Raw genomic sequence first — 23,307 nt, forward strand, 5'->3', positions numbered from 1 at the left:
TAGCATTGAAAAATGGAAGATGCTGGTTTATTCTTCCAATTTTCAATGCTCTAATGATGTTAATACACTATTTTTTATCTTTTACCTTCCTCTTTTTATCGCTGTCTTTTTTGTTTTGCATTTCTTGGTCAATAACAGAGGATTCGCCAGAATTGCTAATGCCGATCTTGCGTTTGTTTGAAACGGCAAATTGTTCCAATAATTGTTTTAAGCTAGAAGGATTGATATAACCAATATGTTTACCAATCACTTTCCCATCGTGCACAAAGACTAGAGAAGGCACTTCTGTTACCCCAAAACTTTTGTGTTTATTGTGACTTCCATCTACTTCAATTTTTTCAAAGTATACTTTATTATAAGTGTTGGCTTGTTCTAGAACAACAGGCGTTGTTTTTTTACAGATACCACACCAAGAAGCCTCGAAATAAAAGAGTAGGTATTCTCCCAAACTATAGAGTTCTTTGGGATTAACCGACTTCATATCTTTGATAGATTTAAAGCTTGTGCTATCTGAAAAATTAGCGCCTTCCAATAAGATACCAACCTTTTGTTCTGTCGCCGAAATGCTTAAAAGCCCTTCATGTTTAGCGATTGTTTCTTTGCCACGTTTAAAGAAAATAGTTGGCAGATTGTCAAGCCCTAATTTATGTCGCTCTGCGTCACCATCTTCGACCATATGCTGTTCTATCTGGATTAAACCTTCATAGCGATCTCCAATAAACTCAATATTTTTACGCATCTTTCGACAGCGTTTGTTGTTGGAACCATAAAAGACAATAGATATGCTATCGCCATCCGTTGTTTTGGGCGCAGCAAGCACCTTTTTGCTTTGTTCATGGAGGGAAGCCATAAGACTTATCGCTGTATTATCCTGAACTTCATCTGCAAAACGCCCATACCAAGAAGCCGTCATCTTTTTTAATTGGATGGCTAATAGTGCTGTTTCTTTAGAAATTGGAGCAGAACTATCGTATAACGCTTGTGTATTTCCAAAACAAGATAAAAAGGCAGGAGAGGACTTTGCCAATTCTTGGATGATCTCATACGATTCTTTCCAATCTTTGCCTGTTTCACCCAAATCACCAGATTGTTTCTCAATTAATTGCTGGGTTTTTGCCTGAAGTTGTTTCATTTCCTTCAGTTGCTTTTTTTGTTGTGAGCTATAAACTCCAATGTTGTTTTCTTGGTAATCTTCAACCCAGGAATTAGCAAGTTTATTAAGCTGAACAACATCTTTGAATTCTTGTAGTGTCATAAGGTATGTTGGTGAAATTGATGGCGTAGCCAAATGAGTAAATTTAAGGGCTAAATATAACGATTTTTTTTGTGAAAAGCAAGTAGGTTTTCTTTTTGCAGTGATTGTGGCGCACAAAAACAAGACCCCAAAATGTTATTGTACAATATATAGATTAAATTTGGATAAAGCTAAAAAAGCTGTTTAGGAATATCCCAAACAGCTTTTTTTTATTTATTCGATTGATAGACTAGGCATTAGCCTCTTCAATCCATTTGTCTCTATCGTCAGGAGAAAAAGCCCAAGGAGCGCCATTGTTTTCAATGGTATTAAACATATTGTTCCATTCTTCAGGCGAATCAGATTGCTCCAAAATTTGATTTCTACGTAAGTCCAAAATAATATCTACAGGACTAATCATAATTGGGCAAGCTTCCATACAAGCATTACAAGTGGTACAAGCTCTTAATTCTTCGGTAGAGATATAGTCAAATAAGCTCTTTTTATCATCGTAGTTCTCCGCAGTTAACACACTAGTGCTTTCCTTTTTGTCATCGGCAATCAGCTCTGTTTTGTTAGCGGCAATATTTTTACCAATTTCGTCTGCACGATCCCGAACATCCATCATAATCTTTCTAGGAGATAATTTTTTGCCTGTTAGATTGGCTGGACAAACAGAAGTACAACGACCACACTCTGTACAAGTATAAGCGGCCAAAATATCGGTCCATTGCATATCAAAGACATCTGCAACACCAAACTTTGGCATGGGTTCATTGGGGTCTGGCTCTTCAAATGCAGCATTGGGATCAAACATAGATGCCACTTCTTTTTGAATGTCAGGCATATTTTTCATTTCTCCCTTAGGCGTCAAACGAGCATAATAGGTATTGGGAAATGCCAACATGATATGCAAGTGCTTAGAATAAGGAAGGTAGTTCAAGAACGCAAATACCACTAAGATATGTCCCCACCAACCAATACGCTCTGCAATATGCAGCGTGTCAGATGAAATGGTATCGCCCCACAATGGCGCAAGCTGACCGCTAATCAAAAAACCTAAATCTGGATTTTCATGCATATCAGCACTGTTCATCATAAAAATAAAAACCACCAAGAAAAACTCTGCAAATAGAATTAGATTACCATCTAACTTGGGCCATCCATCCATTTCAGGTTTTACAAAGCGAGGAAGTTTAAGTAGATTTCTACGAGCCAAAAAGACAAAGGTCGCAATCAAAGCCCCCAAGGATAAGATTTCTATAAAGCTGATTAAAATAGTATAAACAATTCCTAAGGAGTGGCTAAAGAAACGGTGAGAACCCGTTAAACCATCTACAAAAATCTCAACAAGTTCTATTTGTGTAAACAAGAAGGCTACATAAATAAATAAATGCATAAAGGCAGCCAAAGGACGCTTAAACATCTTTTTTTGCCCTAGGGCAATCATTAACATGTTTTTTAGACGTTGAGATCTATCGCCTTCAATTTTGTCTTTTTTCCCTAACATAATGTTATTATAGACAAATTTGTACTTTCGGAAAGCGACTCCAAATGTTATCAATGAAATAACTGCAAATATGGCTGGTTGCATATTCAAATTTATTTTTGTAAGTTTAGTAACAATAAAAGCATCCGATAGATGATTCCATAAATTACCCTAATAGTTGATTGATGATTGGTGAAATTTAACAACTCAAAGATCTTAAGTGGCTAAATTGCCCGAAAAGTTATAAAAAATGTTAAAAACTCCCAACTTAATTGCTGTTTTAAATTCCAATATAAAAAGGTTCTAAATTAAGAGTTAGATTTAGCCCCCAGCCTCTTTGGAGATAATCCCAATATTTAAAGATCACTTTGTGCATAGGATTACTAGACAATTAGCAATTACTTGTCACAAGGGGTATTTACCTTTTATAAGCAATCCCTTTTCTATTACTAATATAAGTATCTTATGAAATACATTTTACTTTTATTTTTGGGTTTATCGATTCAACTTGTTGCTCAACAGTCGTCTAAGTTGAACATTGATTTGCATTTAGCATTAAAAAAGCATACAACAATTGAGTATTCTACTGTTTTTTTGCCCGTTTTGGTAAAAGGCGATCTGGCAGTGATAGAACAATTGGTGAAGGAAGACGGAGGCTATTATAAATATGGCGTTAAAAATATTGCATCTACCTATATTTCTTTGGCAACGATAGAAAAATTATTAGGAGCGAACAAGGTGGAGCGTTTGGAATATAGGGAAGCCGTTGCCCAACAGTTGAGCTATCCTGAAGATACCCTTATGTTGACCCATAACAATGTTTGGGAGGCACATAGTGGAGGAGGGCTTTTGCCACAGGGCTTCAAAGGAGATGGAGTATTGTTGGGAGTAATTGACGATGGATTTGAATGGAAACATCCCGATTTTATGCATCCTGATAGTAGCACTAGGATTCTTTACCTGTGGGATCAAATGACCAATAGCACAAGCTATCCTGAACTCTATTATGGCTATGGATCGTCTTGGGATAAAGCTGTGATTGATAATCATCAGTGTACACACGTGCCAGGGCAACATGGGTCTCATGTTATGGGAACGGCAGGAGGAAATGGGCGAGCTTCTGGCAAATATTTAGGGATTGCTCCTCATGCGGATTTGGCTTGCGTAAAAGTCTCCTTAGGCAACCAATTTTTGTCCAAATTTGTAGATGCTGTTCATTATATATTTAGCAAAGCAGATGTTTTGGGACAAGCTTGTGTCATTAATTCTAGTGTGGGAAGTTATGCCAGTGGTCACGATGGCAAAGATTTGTATTCAGAGTTGATTGACAATATGTTAATGGCTAAATCGGGAAGGGCTTTGGTTCAAGCAGGAGGAAATGCACGTAGTTATCCTGTCCATTTGGGAGTAGATTTAAACAATAGCTTATCTCAAACTCGTTTTGAGTATCATAATAGTAAGCAGAAGATGCATTTTGATTTATATGCTGATACCGCTAATTTTTCTGCTGTTGACTTTTCTTTTCAACTGATCAACCCACAAACACAACAAATAATAGCACAAACAGCAACTTATAATATCTTACAAGATTTTGCTTTTACGGGATCTATAGCAACACTTTCGCAGGTTTTATTTACAGATGCAGGAGGCAACCCCGTCACCTTAGAAATTAATGTTGACCAGTATGAAGATGCCTATGAGGTTGCTATAAATATCCACTCTGCATCTAATTTGGGACAGTGGCAACTGACCACAACAGGCACGGGTAAGTATGACATTTGGAGCCATGCTGTTTTATTAAAGACCTCAAATATGTTGGAAAATGTCTCGATTCCCAATTACAAAAACCCAGATAATATTCAAAGTATTGTCGGCTATTGGACTTGTTCTGATAAGGTGGTGACGGTTGGTTCTTACCAAAATAGAACCCATATCGTTTCTTGGTTGGGAGACACCTTAAACATAGGAACTAGTGGTTTTCCTCAAAATGGCATTTCGGCTTTTTCAAGCTTGGGACCAACACGGACAGGACTGCAAAAGCCCAACATAACTGCTCCTGGTGGGCAAGTGATGTCTGCCTCTCCTTTGTCTACACTCAATTATTACAAAAGTAGCCCTAATAATCGCCTAGATCAAGACGGTTGGCACATCCTTAATAGAGGAACATCGATGTCCGCTCCAATGGTTGCTGGCGCTGTTGCGCTCTATTTTCAGTGCAAGCCTTATGCTAATTATGCAGATGTTTTGCAGGCTTTAGAGAATAGTGCAAGGATAGATTCTTTTGTGTTCTTAGAGGTAATGGCTTTGCCCAATATTCATTGGGGGTATGGAAAACTAGATGTCTATAAATTGTTGGAGCGTTGCTTGATTTATGGCTGTATGGATTCTACGGCATTAAATTATAATTCTTTGGCAACGGTTTCTGATAGCAATGCTTGTTTGTATAATCTTACCCATTTGAATAGAGTAGAAGGGCAACTGTCTCTAAGTTGTCAACCCAATCCTTTTGCTAAAACAGCAACAATATTTTACGAACTGCCCAATTTTATTCAAGAAGAACGTCCCAAGCTTTCTTTGTATAATTCGTTGGGACAACTTGTTTTTTTGAAGGCATTGTCTAAGTCAAAGGGGAGCATTGTATTGGAAGGTTCTAACCTTGGAGCTGGGGTTTATTGGATGGTTTTGGACGACAATCGTAGGCAGTATATTTATCAGCAATTGGTTATAAATAATGAATAAAGTAATGACAATTTAAAGGATTACTTATCTAATTTATTCGTATTTTATTTTCTAAATGATTACCTTGATTGGCGAAAAACACTTCATTAATCTAAAGAAATATATATGATACGAGCTCTAAGAACTACTATTACCTTATTCCTATTGATAAATACCATGACAATTGCTCAGATAACCAATAAACCCAAGTTAGATTTTAAAGTGATTGTAAATATTCCAAAACAAGAAATAGAGATAGATTGGGAGGTTTGTTTAGAGAATAGTGTGGCCAAATTATTAGATAATAACTTGCAGGTTATAAAAATACAGCGACTTTGCGAAGATAGACGATCTGTTATTGATATTGCAGGCTTACAAAATGATTTGTACTACGTAGAAATAGAACATTATACAGGAAAAGGAATTCGCCCTATTATTAAAGCAAATAAAGAAGTTGATGCAACTTCTTTACCCAAAAATTTAAAGCCTAGTTTAGATTTTGGAGTTTATCCCAATCCTGCCCAAAAGGAAGTAACCATTACGATAGATATGGGGGGACTTAAGAGCACCATCACCATTTTAGATTTGCAAGGGAAAAGAGTCCAACAACTTACCGTAAAAAGTAGTAGAACGGTTATCGATATGTCCTCTTTGCCCGCAGGAACTTATTTTTTTCGTCTAGAAAATGAAAAAGGAATCGGTGTAAAAAAAATAACAAAAAGTTAAAAAATTACTACTCATCGTTATTAAAATGCCCAAACGAAATAAGCTAATTTAAAAGATCATTAATGGATAAGTACTGGATATCTTTTGCTTGGAACTTATCGGTTGTTTTTAATTCAATTGTTTTTTCTTCATTGGGCATTAAATCGAAATAATTATCACTCCAATTGCCTGCGGCATTTACGCTTACCAATAAATTCTTGACCAATGTATTGGCTTTTAAGGTTAACTGATAACCAGCTTGAGTGGCTATGAGTTGGCTGTTTAGTGTGTGCTTTTTTAAGTGTAATTTTTTGGGAATTTCCAGATAATACAAGCGCTGATAATTAAAATCGCTGCCCTTAAAATTTAGGCGGAGTACAACGGCATTATTGGGCTGTTGTTTTAATAACGTTGAAATATTATATTCAAAGGATAAACCTGCTTGACCAGGAACTAATTTAACCTTATTTTCTTGTCTAGTGTTGATGACTTTTCCATCAAAATTGAGCACTTCTAGCTGCAAATTGCCCACAACGGGATCTTTTCGATCAGAGACCAAATCTAGCTGTAATCGATTTTTGTCCAGTTTTTTGGCACTTAACAAAACTTCTTGGTACAAACTACGAATGTTGTAATGTAGCGCTTTCCAACGCCCAAAATAATCAACACTAGACCAAGATGGTCCAGGCCAACAATCGTTGATTTGCCAATACAGACTTCCCATGCAGTGCCCTTTACTTTGTCGGTGGCTTTCTATTGCTAAGGTCAGCCCATAGGCTTGAGTCAATTGACTTAGATAAACAAAATTTTCAAAAGAAGTCGCTTTAGGATAGTAGCTTTCTAAATGTTTTTGAATCATGCCATTGCCGATATAGCTTTTTTGATGATGTTGCATCACTTCTGAGTCTAGGTTCCATTGGCTAGAATCAGCAAAAGCTTCAATTGTTTTCATGCCAGGAAAAGATTGAAAACCATATTCGCTCATGAAACGCCCCACATTAGTGGGGTAATTTTCAAAAGGCTCCCTACCATGCCACACCCCCCAATAATGCATACTTTTGTGGTTGAAATTTTCAGCTTTTCCCCAATTGCTTAGAGGAGAACTAGAAACATAGGGGCGATGTGGACTCAATTTTTTTAATGTTTCGGGGATTAATTGCTTAAAAATGGTTTGATAACCTGTTATTATCGTGGTGGAATCGATGGGAGAGTAGCCAAATTGTTTTTGCCAGCCCCAATTGTTCCAAGCAACTTCCATCTCATTATTGCCACACCAAAGCGCAATACAGGCATGATTTCTAAGACGGCGGACATTTTGTTGTATCTCTTTTTGTACGTTTTTTAAGAATGAAGTATCGCTAGGATACATACCGCAAGCAAACATAAAATCTTGCCAAACCAAGATGCCTTTTTCATCACAGCGGTCATAAAAATAATCTTCTTCGTAGATTCCTCCCCCCCAAACACGCAACATATTCATATTGGCATCTACTGCGTTTTGAATGAGGTTATCATACTGTTTGTGAGTGACACGGGGCAACAAGTTATCCTGAGGAATATAATTCGCTCCCTTCATAAAAACAGCTTGTCCATTTAGCCTAAAATAATAGCTTGTTCCAATAGAATCCGCTTCTTGTATGAGCTCAATCTTTCTTAAGCCAATTTTTTGAGTTTCTGTGTGCAATATTTGAGTTCCCCTTTTTAATTCTACAGTAAACTGATTTAAATGAGGTTCGCCCAAACCATTAGACCACCAAAGTTTAGGTTTTTGTAAGGTGAAGTCCAATTGATAAGTTTTAGTTCCTGGAGTGACTTTGATCGGAGCCTTTTTAAGCAACTTTCCTTCTTGTTTAATCAGAAGCTCTAAGGTTTCTTCTGCTGTCTCCAAATACTCAATTTCAATTTGCGTATTAATATGCGCCTGTTCTGGGGAGATATTTACTTGTTCAAAATAAACATCATGCACCTTAGCAAAACGATAAGCCTCTATGCGAACGGGACGCCATATTCCCATTGTCACCATTCTTGGCCCCCAATCCCAACCAAAATGATAAGGGGCTTTTCGAACAAAAGGACTTACTTTGATAGCACCTGCATCATTCCCAGCAGGCAATTGATAGCCCAATTGATGGTAAGCCGCTTCTTTTTCTTTAATAGGAGATTTAAATCGTACTTGGATGCTATTTTCCCCTACTTTAAGATAGGGTTTGCAATTAACTCGCCAAGTGCAAAACATATTATCAGCTTGTAATATGCTTTGACCGTTAATATAGACATCGGCATAAGTATCTAAGCCGTCAAAGACTAAATCAATTACGTCTTGTTCTAGTAAGCTTGCGCTAAGCTCAAATGTTCGTTGATATTCCCAATTCTCTAATTCAATCCAACCGATTTCTTTTTCATTACGGCCATAAAATGGATCTTTAATTAAGCCCGCTCTTAGCAAATCCAGTTGTACAACGCCAGGTACCTTAGCTTTTATCCAGCCTTCTTTACCAACTTGTTTAAATTGCCAATCTCCATTCAAAGAAATGGTTTCAATTGGTTGGATTTCTTTAGAACAAGCCGAAAAAATAAGCAAGAGAAAAAAAAGGCTATATGGATAATTTTGAGACATGCTTAGTTACTTAAGAGAATTAATTTCCGTTAATAATATTTAGGCAAGATTTGAGTTTTTCTACATCAAAAACTTTTTTTTGATATTCTGTGCTTGGAAAGTGGGGGTGTTTAAACCCTTCTATCTGCTCAATTGTTTGATGCGCTGTAAAATGAAATTCAGTCGCTCCGATTGTTTTTAGGGCTAGGATATTCTGCGGATTGACTCCAGCACCTGGCATAATAACAATCCGCCCATTGGCTTTTTGGATTAACCCTTGGATCAAGTCTTGTCCTTCAATCGCTGTTTTCTTTTGTCCAGAAGTTAATATTCTATCCACACCTAAATCAATCAATTGTTCTAAGGCTTGAAAAGGATTGCTGCATCGATCAAAAGCACGATGAAAGGTAATACGCATAGGACGAGCTAATTCAACAAGCGATTGAGTTGTTTTAAGATCGATGCTACCATCTATATTTAGGGCTCCAATCACAACACCGTCTACCCCCAAAGACTGGCATAATTTGATGTTGTGTTTCATTTGCTCTATTTCATAAGCATTATAATAAAAATCCCCCCCTCTAGGTCGAATAATAACAAAAAGATCAATATCTATCGCTTTTCTTGTTGCTGCAATACAACCTGCACTGGGGCTAGTTCCGCCCTCCAATAAATTGGCGCAGAGTTCTACTCGTTGAGCACCATAATGTTGAGCTAGGAGGGCTGCACTAGGACTATCTAAGCAAATTTCAATCATGTGCACAAATTTCTTTATTCTACAATGAATTCATCAATAAACAGCCAAGCCTCCGCTCCAGCGGCTGCATGCCAATCAGGGCAATGCGCAATATTGTGGGCTTTTAGCCGAACATATCTTGCCGACTGATCTTTTAATGGAAGCTCAAAGGACTCTATAAACTCCCCCTCTTTTTGAGGAGAAGTAGTGTTTTTGATGCTACCAACGAGTGAAAATCTTTTGCCATCATCAGAAGTAAAAAAATCAACTTCAACGGGTAAGAAAATCCATGAGTCTTGTTTTTGAAAAAAGGAAACCGCTAGTTTCGATAAAGGCTGCGTTTTTTGTAAATCAATTGTTATTTCCATTGGTACCTTCTGAACCGCTTGCCAATTTCCATCTCTAAAATTACCACTTCCACGAGCGCCATTCGTTACTGCTGCGATACCGCCACCTGTATAATAAGAGCTATAATTATAACTCAATATAGGCTCTAGTCCATTTGCCAAATGTTTATTAAATGTTCGAGATAGCGCTTCACCATAAGGTTTTTCTTTTTTAAAGGCCTGAACCGTTAAGATGGTATTTTCCTTAAGGGCTATGGCTCCATCGTATTTTTGAGCGTTGGTAGAAGGAGTTGAGCCATCTGTTGTATAATATAAAGTCAGATCTTCAGCTCCTTTGGTCAACTTAATATTGATGCTTTGGGTTGAGGTAAATGTCTCTAAACGAATAGGAACAGTTTCGGCACCGTAGTGCACATCAAAAGCATCTAAGCTAGGATATTGTCCTTGTACTCGTTGATAAAATGCAGGGTAATCACGTTCCACAGGAGCAGACCAAAGCACTTCTGCCATTGCCAATAATCTAGGGAAAACCTTTTGATCTAAGACCTGTTCATTGGGAACTCGTTCAGTCCACATATTGCATTCTCCTCCCAAAATAAAGGAATGTTTTTCTGTGGGAAGTGCTTTAGGGATTGGGTTAAATGAATAGACTTTTTCTAAATCAATGGCATTGAGTTTATAGTCAAAATAAGCATGACTGGTTGGTGAACTGATTGCATATTGGTTTTGATTGGCAGCGTCTAAAGCACCTCCCATCCCTCGCCAAGATTGAACAGTTGCATTTTCGGCTAACCCTCCTTCTAAAATTTCATCCCAACCAATAAGCTTTTTATTATGACGAGCCAGAAATTTAGCGATTCGCTTGATAAAATAACTTTGCAATTCGTGTTCATCTTTTAGCTGCTCCTCTTTGATTCTCTTTTGGCATTTTGCACAATGTTCCCATCTGTATTTGGGGCATTCATCCCCTCCAATATGGATGTATTGGCTTGGAAATAGCTCAATAACTTCTGTTAATACATCTTCCAAAAATTGAAAGGTGCTATCATTTCCAGCGCAATAAACATCTTTGAACACTCCCCATTTGGTTCCTACTTCCAGTTGTTTGCCTGTGCAAGACAAATGAGGGTAAGCAGCAATGGCTGCCTGAGAATGACCTGGTAGCTCAATTTCAGGAACAATTGTAATATGGCGTTCTTGTGCATAAGCAACCAGCTCTTTGATGTCTTCCTTACTGTAAAAACCTCCATAAGGTTTTCCATCTTTTCCTGTTCTCCAAGCGCTAATTTCTGCCAATTTAGGATATTTATCGATTGCTATACGCCAACCTTGATCTTCTGTTAGATGCCAGTGTAAGGTGTTCATTTTATAAAAAGCCAAGAGGTCAATGTATTTTTTAATTACTTCTTTGCTAAAAAAATGGCGGCAACAATCAAGTAACATACCTCGCCATTTAAAGGCTGGACTGTCGTTAATGGTTAGGGTAGGAAGCCCCCAAGCAGAACGTTTTTCTTTTTGGTGAAAATTAGGATGAAACAATTGACGTAAGGTTTGAATACCTCTAAATATACCTGCTGCATCTGCACTATTAATGCTAATTCCATTACTGTCAATATTCATATAGTAGCTTTCCGCAGTGGTTGTTTCTGTTGATTTAAGCGTCCCAATTTGAATGTAATTAGTGGAACCAGTGGGCATTGTTGGAGCTGTTTTTAGCTCAAAAAAAAGTGAGGCATTCAGCAAGTTTTTTAAATACTGTGCTTCTTGTTCATAGGCAGCATCTGCAACGAGGACGGTTTCTTTATTGAGTACAAAAGTAGAGGAGGTCTTTGTTATTTTTTGAGGAAGGGGAACCACTGAAATTTCTTTACGAGTTAATAAGGCTTCTTCAGTGCTTTGTTCTGGTTGATTAATGCAACTTGCTAATAGGAGCAAGCAGAGAGCATATACGATATAAGGCATTATTAAGTTAATTTTGTACCGACCATTAGTTTGTTGGCGCGCAAAATACAAAGAATAATCATTTCGCCTTGTAAAATGGGATTAAATATTTATAAATCATGTAAGTATGATTTTTTTGTTGTTGAAAATTCTAGTAGCTTGTGTTTGTAAAATTGAAAATTTGAAAATGAGTTGATGTAACTCTATTTTCAAATTTTCAAAATTTACCAGTTGATAGCAGCAACAACCTCTATTCGATATTCTATTGATTGATGCCTTCTAGGTCCAATAAAAAGGCATATTCTAAAGCGGTTTCTTTAAAACGCTTAAAACGCCCCGAAGCACCACCATGCCCAGCTTCCATATTGGTGTGCATCATTAATAGATTCTGATCTGTTTTTTGATCTCTTAATTTTGCAATCCATTTGGCAGGCTCCCAATACTGAACTTGAGAATCAAACAACCCTGTTGTGATTAACATATTGGGATAATTTTGAGCTTTTACTTGATCATAAGGCGAATAAGATAGCATATAGTCATAAGAATCCTTGTTTTTAGGATTGCCCCATTCATCAAATTCATTGGTCGTTAACGGAATGGTTTCGTCCAACATAGTAGAAACAACGTCTACAAATGGAACAGCAGCAATCACTCCATTAAAAAGCTCTGGTGCCATGTTGACCACTGCACCCATCAATAAACCACCAGCACTGCCTCCCATAGCATATAAGTGATCATTAGCGGTATATTTTTCATCGATCAAATACTTAGCACAATCAATGTAGTCGTTAAAGGTGTTTATTTTATTGAACATTTTCCCATCTTCATACCATTCTCGTCCCATTTCTTCACCACCACGAATATGCGCAATTGCCCAAGCAAAACCTCTGTCCAATAAGCTCAATCTAGTTGAACTAAACCATGGGTCCATTGAAGAGCCATAAGAACCATAAGCATAAAGTAAAAGCGGGTTTTTGCCATCGAGTTTCATTCCTTTTTTGTAAACAATAGAAATAGGAATTTTTTTACCATCTCTGGCATTGGCAAATAAACGTTGAGTTACGTATTGGTTGGGATCGTGCCCTCCAACAACCTCGGTTTGCTTTTTGAGTTCTTTGTCTTTAGTCCCCATATTATAATCATAAACGGAACTAGGGGTCGTTAAGGAAGAATAGCCAAAGCGTAGTTTTTCGGTATCAAATTCAGGATTATTACCAACGTAAGCCACGTAAGCATCTTCTCCAAAATCTATGCTGTGTTGTTGTTGTGTTTTTTGGTCAATGATATTGATAGAGGTCGTCGCATTACCACGTTCACTAACCACCAAATAGTTTTTGAACACCTCTATGTCCTCTAATAGAACATCTTTGCGATGCGGAATAATTTCTTTCCAATTTTCTCTGCTTGTTGCATTGGCAGGAGTTTCCATTAGGCGGAAGTTTTGAGCCTTCCAATTGGTCACAACATAAAATTTATCTTCAAAATGATCTATGTTGTACTCATGATGCGGTTCTCTAGTCGCAAACTGCTCAAAAGCATCTTCTGGACGATCGGCATTTAGGATATGAAAATCACTAGAAATAGTACTCTTATTGTAAATAATAATGTATTTACCAGATTTGGATCGATACACGCCTATATAAAAGGAAGGGTCCCGTTCAAAATAAACGATAAAATCGTTGGCTACATCATCTCCAAGGCGGTGACGCAAGATTTTTTCAGATAAGAGCGACACCTCATTTTTAGTTGTATAAAAATAAGTTTTGTTGTCATTAGCCCAAGCACCACTGCCGTCTGTATTTTGAATGCGTTCGGGCAAAAATTCTCCCGTTTCCAAATTTTTAAAACGAACGGTATAAATACGGCGACTAACCACATCTTCACTAAAAGCTAGTATTTTATTGTCGGGGCTAACTCTCAGACCCGTAGCAGCATAATAACTATGTCCCTCTGCCAGTTCATTGACATTGAGCATAATTTCTTCTTTAGCCTCTAAATTTCCTTTTTTTCGGCAATGAATAGCATATTCTTGCCCTTTTTCATACTTGGTATAATACCAATAACCATTTTTGAAATAGGGGACAGAGGTATCGTCTTTTTTGATTCGATCGACGATTTCGGTGTATAGCTTTTCTTGGAAGGCCTCTGTATGCTGCATTTTGGAAGTCAAATAAGCATTTTCTGCATTTAGATAATCCAGCACTTTTTGAGTTTGGGCATCAGGATTTTTTGCATTTTTTTGTTCATCAGTTAGACGCATCCAGAAGTAAGGATCTACTCTAGTATGACCATGTGTAACGATAACAGAATCTTTTTTTTCAGCGATTGGCGCTTTAACTACAGCATCTTGTACGGTAGTTTCTATTTCTTTTTCTTTTGACATTTGATTACAGGCATTTAGCGTTAAGCTAAAAATTAGGATAACAAAATAATAAGGTATTGTACGAAACATAATGATTGTGTTCTGTAGAGTACAAATGTACTCTTTTTGAAAGATTGAACGCTAAGGAATAGGTTTTTAATTTTTGCGGTCAATGTATGATTCTAAATTTAGTGATTAAAATAAATGATATATAGTTTTATATTAACTTTTAGATAATCTTCACATTATTTTGACAAAAGCAACTGTTGGTTTGTAATCATTTTAGTAAGCCTTTCTGTAAAGTCTTAACAAAAAAAAACTGCAAGTCACATGACTTGCAGTTTTTTAATATCAAAAAGCAGGTTGTTGATTAATTAACGTCCCACCATAGTTTGGTATCTAAGTTATCTGTACCTCCTAAAAGAGAAACACCTTCTGCGTATTTATCGCCATTTAAGGTTTGTTCATCATTAGGATATATCATACGATGAGGAATGCTTGTGCCTTCCAAGGTACCATCAGCAGGAGCTTGAAGAATACCGAAATCTAATCTTCTATACTCTGCCCAACCTTGAATTCCTTGCATATACAAAGCAATCCATTTTTGACGACCAATGATTTTCTTCCAAGATTCAGAACCTCTTAAGGTATTATAATCTACGGTAGCTTGTGCAATATAGTTGTTAATATCTGTTAGAGAAAGCGTAGCTTGTGCATCCCAGAATTGCATAGAAGCCGTGATACCATTGTTATAATGGGTAGCAGCATCACCAGCACCAGAAATACCACGTTCAGCAGCTTCTGCCAACATAAACTCTACCTGTGCATAATCCAAATAGATACCAGGAGCGCTTTCAGCCAATACTTGTGCGTTTCTTTGAGAAATATCATCATTAGCAGTTAAGGCAGCATTTGCTTCAGAAAGACCATAAACTTCTCCAACATAGTTACCTGAATTAACAGCAGGAGCATAATAAAAGCCAACTCTTGGATCATTTAAACGCTGTAACTCATCAACCATAGTACTGGAAGCTGCAAAGTCGTTACGAGTTTTGTAATCTTCCGATTGAGGATTGTTGTTTGGAGCACCTGCTACATAAGAAAATAAGGCGTTGTCTGCATTAGATTCAAATACACCACTGGCAATTGCTTCTGATACAGCTGTAGCCGCTGTAGTAGGTTCTACATCTGCCATACGAAGTGCAACACGCATTTTTAGTGAGTTCGCCAATTTTTTCCATTTGACTACATCACCATCATAAATAACATCTCCTTTTAAAGAATTGTCACTCACGTCAAAAGCATTAATAGCTTCATCCAACTTCGCTAATAAACCAGTATAGACCTCTTTTTGAGAATCGTATTTAGGAAAAGGATACTCCGCACCTTGTAGTGCTTGAGAAAATGGAATTGGTCCCCAACAGTCGGTCATGTTTTGGTATAACCAAGCTTGTAACACCTTGGCAACAGCAATTTGGTTTTCAGTTTTACCAAAACCAATATAATCATTAGGCGCAGTCTCATTCAGACGAATAATTTCTTGCAAATCTTGTAATGGGCGAGAATAAAAATAAGACCAATAATTATTGGTAACCCCTACTCTAAATGCATATCTAGATTCATTGCTATATTGGTTCGATGCCCAATATTGAGCCAATTGATTCCCTCTGCGGCTATTGAACCACTCATCCCAAGTAAAATCCATCATATATTTCTGTGCATTGCTCAACAGAAATGAAGTAGAAGTGCTACTTGGTTCATTAGGATCTGTATTTAATTGTTCATAGTGCTTTTTACAAGCCGATAAGCTAGCAGCCATACAAACACTAAACAGTCCATATTTGATATATTTATTAAATTGAATTTTCATAAGAATTCGATAATTTTCGTTTTTGATTAGAATTTAAGGTTTAGGTTAATTCCAATAGAACGTTCTGTAGGCAATTGTCCGCCTTCAAAACCTTGAACATTTCCAGAGTTTACAGCTGCTTCAGGATCAATGTGTGGAACATTTTTGTGAAGGATAGCTAAGTTTCTTCCTACAACAGAAATAGATACATCTCTAAAAGGAGTCTTAGTAAACATTTTGTTCGGGAAGGTATAACCTAAGCGAGCTTCTCTAAACTTAACGAAACTAGCATCATAAATATCAGCAGCCTTAATTACATAACCTTGGTTAGCAAAGAAATGAGTTTGTGCATCTACATTAGTGGTGTTAGGCTGTCCTGAACTTACCCAATTTCCATCAGCATCTTGTGTAGCAGCAATACCGTCTACAACGATACCATTTTCACGAATACCATTTTCAGCAGTTTCTGCCAACATACCAGAGTATTTACCCCATTGGTTGGTCAATGAGAATACTTTTCCTCCACTTTGGAAATCAAACAATAAGTACAAAGAAATACCTTTGTAAGATAGGGTAGTAGAAATACCACCTGTAAAATCAGCCAATACAGAACCCAATGCCTCAACATCGTCGGTTTTTGCATAAAGACCTGTAGCAGCATCTACTAGTTTGTTGCCATTCTCGTCATAAACGAAGTTTGTACCAACAAAAGTACCATAAGATTCACCAACTCTAGCTTCTAAAGCAACACCAAACAAAGAAGACAAACGAATATTATCTGTACCTTCTGTTAATGCTAATACCGTATTGTTGTTTTTAGCAAAGTTGAATCCAAGATCCCATCTAAAACCATTTACTTTTACAGGAGTACCATAAGCAGCAATTTCAATACCATGATTTAGTACTTTACCTGCATTCAATTGACGAGTAGTATAACCTGTAGAAGCAGATTGGCTCACACCAAAGATTAGGTTGCTAGTTACTTGGTTATAATAAGTAAAGTCTATTCCTAAACGACCTTTTAGGAATCTTAAGTCCAAACCAGTTTCAAATGCATTACTACGCTCTGGTTGTAGCTCAGAGTTGTTTAAGTCATTAGGAACAGTACTCATACCATTGCTACCAAAACTAGGATTGGTAAAGTAAGTAGTTTCCAATTGGTAAGGCTGTGTACCACTACCTGTTTGACCATAAGAAGCTCTAAATTTACCAAACGATAAAATATTGTTTTTAGGCAAAACTTCAGAGAAAATAAAGCTTACACCAAAAGAGTAATAGTGGTACAAGTTATTGTCCGTAGGTAGCGTTGAATTAACATCAAAACGGTAGCTTATATCAGCATAAAGGAAATCTTTAAATCCTACCGATGCATTGAAGAAGGTAGAGAAGATTTCTTGTTGTGTCATGAAGTCATTAATCATAACATTCGATACAGAGTTACTTAAGTTGTAAAAATTAGCGGTGTTAAGTCCCCCTTGTGTACTAGTTGCATTAAGTGTATAGATGTTTTTGCGGAAGTTAATCCCAGCAAAAGCATTTAGAGAAATAAGCTCTCCAAAACGTTTGTTGAAGGCTAATTTAGCCTCATAGTTGTTTTCTCTTTTGAAGCGAACATCTTCAGAGTACTTAGATTCTTTAACACCTCCTTTTGCGATCCATTCTTCACGACGATCGGTATAAAAATCAGTCATGGCACGACCACTAATGGTTAAGAAATCAGTGATAGCATACGATAGACCAACATTTCCGAATAGACGCTCTCTTCTATCTCTTTGACCATTTTCATAACGCTCCCAGAATGGGTTGTCCCAGTAATGAGGAGTACCATCTATTTCGCTGTTTCTATTCCAAGTACGTTGAGTTCCGTCTGGGTTTTTGTAGTTTCTTAGGCGATCCATGTTCAGTTGTCTTTGGAACCACTGATTGAACTCCGCCATAATAGATTCACCATATCCTGTAAGAGGGCGGCCATTACCTTCGTTTGCTACGAAATTAATAGAGGCTCTTGCTGTTAGTTTCTTGGTCAATTTGTAGTCTGCATTAAACCCAAGGTTGTGTCTATTCAACTTAGAGTTTTCTTGCGTACCCAATTGATGAGTGTTGGTGTAAGATAGACGGAAAGAACCTAGGGTATTGGCACCACTCAAAGCAATGCTATTGGTAGCTAATAAACCTGTGCGGAAAAAATCTTTAACATTATTAGGATTGGCTTCCCATGCTCTAGTTTTTCCATAGTTGTCGGTATCCCACTCGTCGTAAGAATCCCACTGTCTAACTTGTTGACCATCAAATTTAGGCCCCCAACTTCCATCGTATCCTAAGTCAGCAACCAATTGGTTGGTATCAAGGATAGAGTTAGAGAAGGTATTTCCTGCACCACCACCATATTGATTTTGGTAAGTTGGCAATACAGCAACTTCGTTAAACTGAATGCTAGAGTTGATGGAAACACCAATAGGTAATTTAGAGTCTTTTACTCTAGAACCTTTTTTAGTCGTAATCATGATTACACCATTAGAACCACGATCACCATAAAGTGCAGCACCAGCAGGTCCTTTTAGTACGTTGACAGACTCAATATCATCAGGATTGATGTCTGAAATAGGGCTACCATAATCATAACCACCAGCACCACGAACTTGATCTTTATCAGCAGCAGTTGTACCAATTGCAGCAAAGTTGGTATTATCAATCGGAACTCCGTCAACAACAAATAAAGGTTGGTTGTTTCCTTTGATCGATCCCGCACCTCTAAGAAGGATACGAGTAGAACCACCTAAGTTAGAAGATCCTGTGATTTGTACACCAGCAACTTTTCCTTGCAGGGTATTTAAGAAATTGGCATCTCTTGATTTGTTAAGGTCATCCCCATCGACTTCTTGAGAAGCATAACCTAATGATTTTTCTTTGCGAGAAACTCCCAAAGCAGTTACAACAACTTTTTCTAAATCGACCCCTTCTAATAAGGTAACATTTAGTGTTGTACCTGTAATTTCTACCTCTTGTGTAGCATATCCTATGTAACTAAATAAAAGAGCCGTAGCTTCTTCTGGTACTTCAATGGAGTATTTTCCATCAATATCCGTTATGGTACCAGAGGCAGAGCCTTTCATTAATACCGTTGCGCCAATTATTGCTTCGCCGTTCTCATCCGTTACTGCTCCAGAAATAGTTTTCTGAGCATAAACGGTCCCTATAGAGAAGACTAACAACACTAGCAGCGTGTTGAATAGTTTCATAAAAAACCTTTTGTTTTTTGAGTTTAAATAAAAATAGTTTGCGTATCTAATGTAGATATAAAACTCAAAAAAATAACAGTTTGTTAATTTTTTTTAACAAATAATTACATTTTTAACAGATGAAATACATGTTTTAACACTTTTTACTGTTCTGATTTATAGTTTTTTATGCTTTGAATGGGGCAGGTATTTGAAAATGGACACTTTTTGAAAAAAAAAAGGGTTCTAAGGCTTTTTAACAAATTTTGACGCAAAAAATAGATTATTTCTAGTAAAAAAAACCATGCTTTATGTAAAATACAGAATATGATTTTGGGTAGTTTTAAGGTTGTGTAGAGTTATATATACTGTATAAATATAATGTTAATTAATGGTAATGAAAAAAAGGATAAAAATAGAGGTTGGAAGGAGACTAAAACAAAAAAAACCTTTGGTAATTTGACCAAAGGTTTCTAATATTATCTTGATTTCTATCTATGAGATTATTTATAAATTGAGTTGCTTGGAAACTTCATCAATGACAAATTGCCTATGCTCTATATTATCTTTATAATCTAGCTCATTGACGTCAAGCACTAATAATTTGCCAGCGTCATAATTATTAATCCACTCTTCGTATTTATCATTTAGAGATTTGAGATAATTTAAGCTCATGGTTGATTCGTAATCACGCCCTCTTTTTTGGATATGATTGACTAGGGTAGGTACACTTGCCTTGAGATAAATTAGTAAATCAGGAGCATTAACTTGTGAACTCATCAATTTGAATAAATCAAAATAATTGTGAAAGTCACGAGTTGCCATCAACCCCATCTGGTGCAAGTTAGGAGCAAATATATGCGCATCTTCATAGATAGAACGATCTTGTATAACAGTGGTATCTCCTTTTTGAATTTCAACAATTTGTCGGTACCGATTGTTTAAAAAGTAAATTTGGAGATTAAAAGACCAGCGACTCATGTCATTATAAAAGTCTTCTAAATAAGGATTATCATCTGTTGATTCATAATTGACTTCCCAGCCAAAATTGTTGCTTAACAATTCGCAAAGCGTTGTTTTGCCAGCCCCAATATTTCCTGCAATGGCAATGTGTTTTGGTTTCATCGTCTTGTTTAACTATCTGTTATTATATTTTGTAGGTAATTTCTTTTTTTTGTGGCGTCATGAGCTATCGTTAGTAAATCAATTGAATTATTACGCTCAGTTTGTTTCATTTTTTCTATTCATTAGAAAAAAACAAAAAGGAGATGGATTCAATCAAGCATAACTTTTTAAAACGCTACTAATTAGATACTTAGAAAAAGTCCCTATTATTTTTCGTCAAAATAAAATTTTTTTGCAAAAGAAAAGCATTCTCTTCTCGAAACCTAAAAAAATCTTTTTTAGGCAGTGGTTTTTTGAGAAAAGCTAGGTTTTTACCAACCCTTTTCTAACTCCTCGACGTTTTTGAAGGCAAGTAAGGAAGAGGAGATGAAAGTAGTATAATCAACTTTTATTTTCCTTTAGGCATTTGTGGGAAATTGCCTTTTGAGTAAAATGGAGTGCTTAAGAACGCAAGTATTGTAGCATGCTCTTGGCTGCTTTTTTAGAAGCTCCTTGATGACCTAATTTTTGGTATAAGAGGTTGTAGTCTTTTAATATTTCTTGTCGTTTAGTGCCCTCCGTTATTTGTTGAAGCGCTGTCTTTAGCTGCTGTGTACTCAAGTCGTGTTGGATTAGTTCTTGCACGACTTTTTTGTCCATAATTAAATTAACAATAGAAATAAAACGAACCTTAATAATTCGCTTGACAATTGCATACAACAAAGCACTTGCTTTGTAACAAACTACTTGAGGAACCTTAAATAAGGCAGCTTCTAAAGTCGCTGTTCCTGAGGTAACTAAAGCAGCATGACTGTGGCTTAATAAGTCATAGGTTTTGTTTTGAATTAAGGTAATGTTATTACGCTCAGCAATAAAAGATTCGTAAAAGGAAGGGGCTATAGATGGAGCTCCAGCAATAACAAATTGATAGTTTGGGAAATCATCTATGACCGTTAACATAATGCCCAACATGGAGTGAATTTCTTGCTTGCGACTGCCAGGCAATAAGGCTATAATGGGTTGAGTCGTTAATTTTGCTTCTGAACGAAAATTAGGATTTGGGCAATGTTGCTGCACAACATCAAGTAAGGGGTGCCCTACAAATTCTACCTTGTAATCGTGTCTTTGGTAGAATTCTTTTTCAAAGGGAAGAATGACAAACATTTTATCAACATACAATTTGATTTTGTGTACTCGTTTTTCTCTAGTTGCCCATATTTGAGGAGAGATATAATAAAAAACCTTATAACCTTGCTGCTTTGCCCATTTGGCAATTCGCAAGTTAAAACCAGAGTAATCAATCAAAATCAAAACATCTGGGGCAAATTCTTGAATGTTTTCACGGCAAAACCTAAAATTTCTCAATATCGTAGGCAGATGCTTTATGATTTGACCAATACCCATAAAAGCTAAATCTTTGTAGTGCTTAACGAGTTCTACGCCTGCTGCTTCCATTAAATCTCCCCCCCAAGCTCTTATGCTAGCTGTTTCGTCTTCCTGCTGTAATGCTTTTACTAAGTTGGAGCCATGCAAGTCTCCTGATGCTTCTCCTGATATAATATAGTATTTCATTGGTGATAAGGGATGAAGTTGCCTTAGTTGTTAACAAATATGGCAATTTGAAAATATAGACATCGTGCCATTTTCAAATTGCCAAAACTAAAATAGATTGATAAGACCATGTCTTTATCCCAAGAGCTCACTTTTGAGAATTTCTACAAACTGATAAACATCCATAAAGTTATTATAAAGCGGAACAGGAGCTACTCGAATTACATCTGGTTCTCGCCAATCGGCAATTACTCCTTTTGCTGTGATTGCATCAAATAAGGCTTTGTTGCCATTTTTGACTTGTATAGACAATTGACAACCTCTATCTTTGGGTGAGCTGGGTGTTATAATTTGAATTCTATCGGTTTCGATTTGTTGCAATAGAAATTCCATATAAGCAGTTAGCAATTTACTTTTTTCTTGAAGCTTATCCATTCCTACTTCATCAAAAAGTTCTAACGAAGCCAATAGAGGAGTCATTGAAAAAACAGGCGCATTGCTAAGCTGCCAAGATTCAGCGGATGCCATAGGATGGAAGGTGTCGCCCATTAGGAAACGGGTGTTTTTGTCATGTCCCCACCAGCCTTCAAATCTAGGAATGTTGGGATCGTGCAAATGCTTGTCATGGACAAATGCGCCTGCAATAGCTCCTGGGCCACTATTCAAATACTTATAATGACACCAAACGGCAAAATCAACGTTCCAATCGTGTAATTTTAGCACCACATTACCTGCTGCATGTGCCAAATCAAAACCCACGAGGGCTCCAATTTCATGCCCTATTTGAGTAATATATTCTAAGTCAAAAAATTGCCCTGTATAATAATTAACCCCTCCAAGCATGACCAAGGCAATCTCATCTGCATTTTCACGGAGTGTTGCCTCTATATCTTCTATTCTCAAAGTTTCTTCTCCCGTGCGAGGGCTAAGTTGAATGAGGCTCTCTTGGGGATCATAACCATGAAAACGAATTTGAGAATCCATGGCATATTTATCAGAAGGGAAAGCTGCCTTTTCGATAACAATCTTATGGCGTTTGGCTGTTGGTCGATAGAAGGAAACCATCATCAAATGAAGGTTAGTTGTTAGGGTATTCATAACAACTACTTCTTGCTCCTGAGCACCAACAATTTTGGCTAATTTTTTGCTAAAAAACTCATGATAAGGCATCCAAGCGTTTTTAGCATGGAAATGACCTTCTACACCAAATTTTTTCCAATCATTTAATTCTTGTTGCAAATAGCTTTCTACTTTTTTGGGCTGCAATCCTAGAGAGTTGCCACAGAAATATAAACTGTCGTTTCCATCTGTATGCTTGGGCAAGTGAAATTGATCTCTATAGATTTTTAAGGCATCTTGCTCATCCATTTTTTGAGCGAAGGCTAGACTGGTTTCAAACACTAGTGTATCCATTTTATTGCGAGTACTTAATAAGTTGGTTGATGAAAAATCAAAAT

Annotated in this window: 13 protein-coding genes; 2 read left to right on the plus strand and 11 right to left on the minus strand. The window is 36.9% G+C overall.

Annotated features, from left to right (window positions below; all coding sequences use genetic code 11):
* Positions 1–67: 67 nt before the first annotated feature.
* Both AsAng_RS04135 and AsAng_RS04140 read right to left on the minus strand, forming a co-directional pair.
* Complete coding sequence (locus AsAng_RS04135) at positions 68–1,255, minus strand: thioredoxin family protein (protein ID WP_264791523.1); 1,188 nt, start codon at positions 1,253–1,255, stop codon at positions 68–70.
* A gap of 229 nt (positions 1,256–1,484) precedes the next feature.
* A complete protein-coding gene (locus tag AsAng_RS04140; protein ID WP_264791524.1) occupies positions 1,485–2,828 on the minus strand; it encodes a (Fe-S)-binding protein in 1,344 nt (447 codons plus the stop codon).
* A gap of 360 nt (positions 2,829–3,188) precedes the next feature.
* Between AsAng_RS04140 and AsAng_RS04145 the strand changes: the two genes are divergently transcribed.
* Together AsAng_RS04145 and AsAng_RS04150 are read left to right on the plus strand one after the other, a co-directional pair.
* Complete coding sequence (locus AsAng_RS04145) at positions 3,189–5,462, plus strand: S8 family peptidase (RefSeq protein WP_264791525.1); 2,274 nt, start codon at positions 3,189–3,191, stop codon at positions 5,460–5,462.
* A gap of 105 nt (positions 5,463–5,567) precedes the next feature.
* Entirely contained in the window at positions 5,568–6,167 is a 600-nt protein-coding gene (locus AsAng_RS04150; protein ID WP_264791526.1) for a T9SS type A sorting domain-containing protein, read from the plus strand.
* Between the two features lie 43 nt (positions 6,168–6,210).
* Here the strand turns inward: AsAng_RS04150 and AsAng_RS04155 are convergent, their stop codons facing one another.
* From AsAng_RS04155 to kynU, 9 genes are all read right to left on the minus strand, one after another.
* On the minus strand, positions 6,211–8,763 hold the full coding sequence (locus AsAng_RS04155) for a beta-mannosidase (RefSeq protein ID WP_264791527.1): 2,553 nt from the start codon (positions 8,761–8,763) through the stop codon (positions 6,211–6,213).
* A gap of 19 nt (positions 8,764–8,782) precedes the next feature.
* A complete protein-coding gene (locus tag AsAng_RS04160) occupies positions 8,783–9,499 on the minus strand; it encodes a copper homeostasis protein CutC (RefSeq protein ID WP_264791528.1) in 717 nt (238 codons plus the stop codon).
* Between the two features lie 14 nt (positions 9,500–9,513).
* The gene (locus tag AsAng_RS04165; RefSeq protein ID WP_264791529.1) at positions 9,514–11,787 is read right to left on the minus strand and encodes a glycoside hydrolase family 20 protein; all 2,274 of its coding nucleotides are present in this window, start codon (positions 11,785–11,787) and stop codon (positions 9,514–9,516) included.
* Between the two features lie 241 nt (positions 11,788–12,028).
* Positions 12,029–14,218, minus strand: coding sequence for a S9 family peptidase (locus tag AsAng_RS04170; RefSeq protein ID WP_264791530.1), 2,190 nt, complete (start codon positions 14,216–14,218; stop codon positions 12,029–12,031).
* Positions 14,219–14,498: 280 nt separating this feature from the next.
* The gene (locus tag AsAng_RS04175) at positions 14,499–15,998 is read right to left on the minus strand and encodes a SusD/RagB family nutrient-binding outer membrane lipoprotein (protein WP_264791531.1); all 1,500 of its coding nucleotides are present in this window, start codon (positions 15,996–15,998) and stop codon (positions 14,499–14,501) included.
* A gap of 26 nt (positions 15,999–16,024) precedes the next feature.
* The gene (locus AsAng_RS04180; RefSeq protein ID WP_264791532.1) at positions 16,025–19,216 is read right to left on the minus strand and encodes a SusC/RagA family TonB-linked outer membrane protein; all 3,192 of its coding nucleotides are present in this window, start codon (positions 19,214–19,216) and stop codon (positions 16,025–16,027) included.
* A gap of 486 nt (positions 19,217–19,702) precedes the next feature.
* Positions 19,703–20,320, minus strand: a complete 618-nt coding sequence (locus tag AsAng_RS04185; protein WP_264791533.1) for a deoxynucleoside kinase — start codon at positions 20,318–20,320, stop codon at positions 19,703–19,705.
* A gap of 441 nt (positions 20,321–20,761) precedes the next feature.
* The gene (gene lpxB / locus AsAng_RS04190; protein ID WP_264791534.1) at positions 20,762–21,871 is read right to left on the minus strand and encodes a lipid-A-disaccharide synthase; all 1,110 of its coding nucleotides are present in this window, start codon (positions 21,869–21,871) and stop codon (positions 20,762–20,764) included.
* A 114-nt stretch (positions 21,872–21,985) separates the two neighbouring features.
* Positions 21,986–23,263: a kynureninase gene (gene kynU, locus AsAng_RS04195; protein ID WP_264791535.1), complete on the minus strand. Its 1,278-nt coding sequence runs from the start codon at positions 23,261–23,263 to the stop codon at positions 21,986–21,988.
* Between the last annotated feature and the right edge of the window lie 44 nt (positions 23,264–23,307).

Source organism: Aureispira anguillae (genome assembly GCF_026000115.1).
Lineage (GTDB): Bacteria > Bacteroidota > Bacteroidia > Chitinophagales > Saprospiraceae > Aureispira > Aureispira anguillae.